The organism is Pseudoduganella sp. RAF53_2 (assembly GCF_052113985.1).
Lineage (GTDB): Bacteria > Pseudomonadota > Gammaproteobacteria > Burkholderiales > Burkholderiaceae_D > Rugamonas.
The window spans coordinates 1-5181 of the sequence record NZ_JBFRDW010000436.1; the positions used below are offsets into that span (position 1 = coordinate 1).

At 67.6% G+C, this 5181-nt stretch carries 6 protein-coding genes; all 6 read right to left on the minus strand.

The window, feature by feature from the left end; genetic code table 11:
- On the minus strand, positions 1-1463 hold a 1463-nt coding region (locus tag AB4Z11_RS22175; protein WP_442027713.1), incomplete at its 3' end, for a M56 family metallopeptidase.
- 209 nt (positions 1464-1672) lie between these two features.
- A complete protein-coding gene (locus AB4Z11_RS22180; RefSeq protein ID WP_442027715.1) occupies positions 1673-2779 on the minus strand; it encodes an S-(hydroxymethyl)glutathione dehydrogenase/class III alcohol dehydrogenase in 1107 nt (368 codons plus the stop codon).
- A 68-nt stretch (positions 2780-2847) separates the two neighbouring features.
- Entirely contained in the window at positions 2848-3279 is a 432-nt protein-coding gene (locus tag AB4Z11_RS22185) for a response regulator (protein WP_442027716.1), read from the minus strand.
- A gap of 153 nt (positions 3280-3432) precedes the next feature.
- Positions 3433-4059, minus strand: a complete 627-nt coding sequence (locus AB4Z11_RS22190; RefSeq protein ID WP_442027717.1) for an ANTAR domain-containing response regulator — start codon at positions 4057-4059, stop codon at positions 3433-3435.
- 34 nt (positions 4060-4093) lie between these two features.
- Complete coding sequence (gene thiE, locus AB4Z11_RS22195) at positions 4094-4714, minus strand: thiamine phosphate synthase (protein WP_442027719.1); 621 nt, start codon at positions 4712-4714, stop codon at positions 4094-4096.
- A gap of 12 nt (positions 4715-4726) precedes the next feature.
- A partial coding sequence (locus tag AB4Z11_RS22200) for a bifunctional hydroxymethylpyrimidine kinase/phosphomethylpyrimidine kinase (protein ID WP_442027721.1) occupies positions 4727-5181 on the minus strand: 455 nt, incomplete at its 5' end.

A 5181-nucleotide genomic window follows, 5' to 3' on the forward strand; every position in this document is an offset into this window, starting at 1 on the left:
GCGGCGGCTGGTGCTGCGGCAGCAGCAGGGGCAGCAGCAGGCGCGGCAGCTGCCGCCGGAGCGGCAGCTGGAGCAGCGGTCATTGCTGCAGCGGCGTCGGGAGCGTCAGCAGCATCGGGGGCTGGTGCAACGGCACGAGCCTCAGCTGCGGCTGGGGCCGCAGCGGGTGCGTCAGGCGGGACCGCGCTCCAGCCGTCGGGGCTGGGGGCGATGGCGCGGCTCGGGACGGCCGCTGGGGCGTCCGGCGCGTCGGCTGGCGCGCTGGGGGCGCTGGATACTGCGGCTGTGGGCGCGCTGTCGGCTTGGCCGGCGGGGGCGGCGTGGGCGTACAGCACCACGCAGGCCGTGCACAGGCCGAGCAAAGGGGTAGCCAGCTTCCAGCTGAGCGGCTCGGCGTCAGGGCGCAGCAGGCGTTTGATACGGGACATGAGATCTCCTCCGTGTGCCGCGGGGGCAGCAAAATGCGAGGTTGAAAACTGGAACTTGTCCAGTTCGGAAAGTGCAAGGGCCAGGCGCCGCGGTTCGCCGAGCGTGCTTGCGGCCAAATCATCTRCAATCTGTTCCCGCTCGGCGCGGATGCGCTTGGACAGCATCCATACCGTCGGGTGGTAGAACAGCACAATCTCGATCGCGCTCTGGATGAGATTGACGAGGTAGTCGTGGCGCTTCACATGCGCCAGTTCGTGCGCCAGGAGCGCCTCCAGCAAGTCGGGCGGCAGGCCGCTCAGCAGCGAAGCCGGCACCAGCACCACGGGACGCAATACGCCTGCCGTCATCGGCCCGTCCAGCTCATCATCCGAAATGCCCAGGCGCACGGCGCGGCGCAGGCCGAAGCGCTGGGCCAGCCGGTCCAGACGGCCTTGCCACTGCGGGTCAGCGTGGTAGTGGTCCGGCAGCGTGCGCGCCTGCACCCATTGCAGGCCAAGCGAGAGGCGCAGAGTCATCAGGGCGGCGCCGCCAGCCCATAGCAGCACTAGCCAGGGGATCTGGCGGCGCAGGGTGTAGTCGAGAGCGATCAGCTGGTCGTCGTCCAGCACGGTGGAAAGGGCCGCGCGCAGCGCCACCGCGCCTGGTGCCGCGCCGGCACCGGCCGCCTCGGCATGGGAGCTTTGCACAACGGAAGCGGGGTCAGACGCGGCGTGCGCATGAACGGAGAAGGCGTCGGCACTGCCGGGCAGCGCGGCGGGGATGGCCGCGGCGTCCATGGGTGGCGGCAGGAGGCTGGCCATGGTGGCCGCGCCGGGAGCCGTGGCGGCAGCAAGGCGGCTCACCGTGCCGGCCAGCGGGAGTGCCGCACACAGCAGCAGCGCCGCGCAGGCCACGGCGTAGCGCGCTTGCGGCCGCGCGTTGCGCAGCAGGACTAGGGCCACCGTGGCGGCCCAGCCGATGAGCAAGCCCTGCCACAGGAAGTGCAGCAGCGACCAGCCCAGGGCCGGTATCAGTGCGTTCAGCAGGTTGCTCATGGGTGCTCCTCGTTATTATGTGAACCTAGAATAAATGATCTAGATCTAAGTGTCTAGAATTTTTTGTCTAGATGCGGACGCGACGTGTTGAGCTGAACTTTACGTCGGCGTCAGCGCCGCCGCCGCGCGAATGCGACGGACGGCGGAATACGAGGAATAAGATGCAAAACCGCGGCAGCGCCGCGGCGGCGGCCAGCGCGGCCGCAGGGTCAGAACATCACAACGGAGCGGATCGACTCGCCGCGCTCCATCAGCTCGAAGCCTTCGTTGATGCGTTCCAGCGGCAGGGTGTGGGTAATCAGCTCATCGATGCGCAGCTTGCCGTCCATATACCAGTCGACAATCTTCGGCACATCGGTGCGCCCGCGCGCGCCGCCGAAGGCCGAGCCCTTCCACTCGCGGCCGGTGACCAGCTGAAACGGGCGGGTGGAAATCTCCTGCCCCGCCGCCGCCACGCCGATGATAATGGACTTGCCCCAGCCCTTGTGGCAGCACTCCAGCGCCTGGCGCATCAGAGTGGTATTGCCGACGCACTCAAACGAATAATCCGCGCCGCCATCGGTCAGCTGGATGATGGCGTCCACCACATTCTCCACATCCTTCGGATTGATGAAGTCCGTCATGCCGAAATCGCGCGCCATTTTCTCGCGCGCCGGATTGATGTCGACGCCGATGATCTTGTTGGCGCCCACCATCTTGGCGCCCTGGATCACGTTCAGGCCGATGCCGCCCAGGCCGAACACCACCACATTGGCGCCCGCTTCCACCTTCGCGGTGAACAGCACGGCGCCCACGCCGGTGGTCACGCCGCAGCCGATGTAGCACACCTTGTCGAACGGCGCGTCGCTGCGGATCTTGGCCAGCGCGATTTCCGGCACCACGATGTAATTGGAGAAGGTCGACGTGCCCATGTAGTGGAAGATGGGCTTGCCATCCAGCGAGAAGCGGCTCGTCCCGTCCGGCATCAGGCCCTTGCCCTGGGTGGAGCGGATGGCCTGGCACAGATTGGTCTTGCGCGACAGGCAGAATTTGCACTGGCGGCATTCCGGCGTGTAGAGCGGGATCACGTGGTCGCCCGCGCGCAGCGAGTTCACGCCCGGTCCGCACTCGACCACCACACCCGCGCCTTCATGGCCCAGGATGGCGGGGAAGATGCCTTCCGGATCGGCGCCGGACAGGGTGTACTGGTCCGTGTGGCAAATGCCGGTGGCCTYGATTTCCACCAGCACCTCGCCGGCGCGCGGACCCTGCAAGTCCACTTCCTCGATGGTCAGCGGCTTGCCCGCCTGCCATGCTACGGCTGCCCTGGTTTTCATTGTGTACTCTCCCCTGCTATGAATAAAACGACATCATAGCAAGGAGAGCAGCCATCCGCCCGTGGCGCTCAGGGTTCCAGCGGTTGCAGCGGCGGCGCCATGGCCTGTAGCGCGGGCGGCACCAGCGGGTCAATGCCCAGCAGCAGGGCCACGGTGCGCCACAGCTGGCTGGGTGAGGTCCAGGGTTTGGGCAGGAAGGCGTGCGCCTGATGGTGCGGCACCGGCTGGCTGGCCGAATACAGCAGCACCGGCGTGTGCTGGCTGCGGGCGCGCAAATGCTGCACCAGATGATGGCCGTCGCCGTCCGGCAGCCTGGGGTCCAGCACCACCAGGGCAAATTCGTGGGCGGCCAGGTGGGCCTGGGCCGCCGCCAGAGTCGCTACGTGCACCACTTCGGTATCCGGCACCAGCAAGGTGGCCAGCACCACGGCAGCATCGTGATCAGGGTCCACGTGCAGCACGCGCGGCAGCACATAGGTCTCGTCTGAAGACATAATCATGGAAATCTCCGCTACTGGGATGGTCGGCGGAGCTGGGCCGAAGAAATCGGGGACGGCGGCGGGGGAATGGCGGCCGGGCAGCGGCGCGGGCGGATGAACGGCTCGCGCTGCCGTAAGCGACAGTGTAGCGCAGCGTGCGCTGCGCAGAAAGATTTATTTCTTCAGGCGTGCATTAAATGCAGCATGCAAACCGTTCAACATTTCCTCCGCCTGCAGCAGCTGCTCGGCCACTTCATTGATCTTGCGGCGGCTGGAGCGGGCATGGTCGCGCAGCACTTCGAACGCCGTGTTGCGGTCGGTCTGGTACTTGCACATCAGGAGGCCCACGGCCAGGCTGGTTTCGCGCCCGGCCGCCAGCGCCGCGTTCAGGTTCATTTCGGTGCGGCGCAGCTGGCGGATTTCGTCGGCCCGCGCCAGGCCGGCCTGGAAGGCGGGCATCAAGTGGTGCTCGTCGACCGGCTTCACCACGAAGCCCACGGCGCCGTAGGCCGCCGCCTGCTTGGCCGCATCGGCATCGCCGCGGCCGGACAGGAACATGAAAGGCACCGAAGTATTGCGGTTGAGCTGCTTGGCCAGTTCCAGCCCGCTCATGCCGGGCATGTGGATGTCGAGCAGGGCCAGGTCGGGCTCGCGCTCGCCGATCGCTTGCAGGGCTTCATCCGAGGAATGGGCGGCCACCGTGTCATAGCCTGCATGGCGCAGCAGCTCGCCCAGGTATTCGGTGAGCAACTTGTCGTCGTCGACGATGAGGATCAGGCGCTTCGGTGCGGGAGCATTCATGTTCGGCAACCTTGGGCTTATGGCAATGCGGAAATTATAAGCCCGTTTCTCCGAACAGGGCGCGGAAGGCTTGCACCGCRCCCCCCACGTCGCTTGCCTGGTACACGCTGCTGATCGCGGCCACCATGTGCGCGCCTTGCGCCACCAGCGGCGCCGCGTTCTCTGGCGTCATGCCGCCGATGACCACCACCGGCGCGGCCAGCGCCGCGCGCGACTGGGCCACGATCTGCGGCGCCGTGGTCACCGCGTACTTCTTGACCCGCGAGGGATAGAAGCCGCCAAAGGCCACGTAGCTGGCGCCTTGTGCCGCCGCCTCATGCGCGCGCTGCAGTTCGCCGTAGCAGGTGGCGCCCACCAGCTTGCCGGCGCCCAGCGCAGCGCACGCGGCGGCCACGCTCATGTCGGTGCCGCCGACGTGGATACCGTCCGCGTCCAGTTCCTGCGCCAGCGCCAGGTGGTCGTTGATGATGAAGGGTGTGCCGTGGCGGCGGCACAGGGCCTGCAGCTTGCCGGCCTGCTCGTAGCGTAGGGCCTCGCTGGCTGTCTTGTGGCGGTACTGCAGCAGCGCCACGCCGGCAGCCAGCGCCTGTTCGGTGGCGTCCAGCAGGCGGGCGGTGTCGTCCCAGTCGGGGGTGACGAGGTAGAGTCCTTGCATTTGTTGTCTCCTTCAGATGGTCCAGCGCTGCGGGATGCGCTGGCCGGGGGCGATGGCATAAGCGGACGACAGCGCACGCTGGGTATAGCCCTGCCCTTTCGCCAGCGCCTGCGCCATGCTGCAGCCTTGCGCCAGCAGGGCCGCAATCGCCGACGCCAGCGTGCAGCCGCTGCCATGAAAACTGCCTTGCAGGCGCGGCCAGCTCCAGTTCTGCTGCTGGGTCGGCCCCAGCCAGCGGTTTACCACTTGTTCACCGTCGTCATGGCCGCCCGTCACCAGCACATGCTGGCAGCCCAGCGCACGCAAGCTGTGCGCATGCGCCAGCGCGGCGTGATGCGCACCGATCGCCGCCGCCGCACTCACCATCGCGCGCTCCCGCGCCGCGCCGCGGCTGGGCAGATCACCGGCGGAAGCTGCGCCGGCCGACCGCGCGTCGCCGGGGAAGGCGACGCCGGGCGACGCCGGGC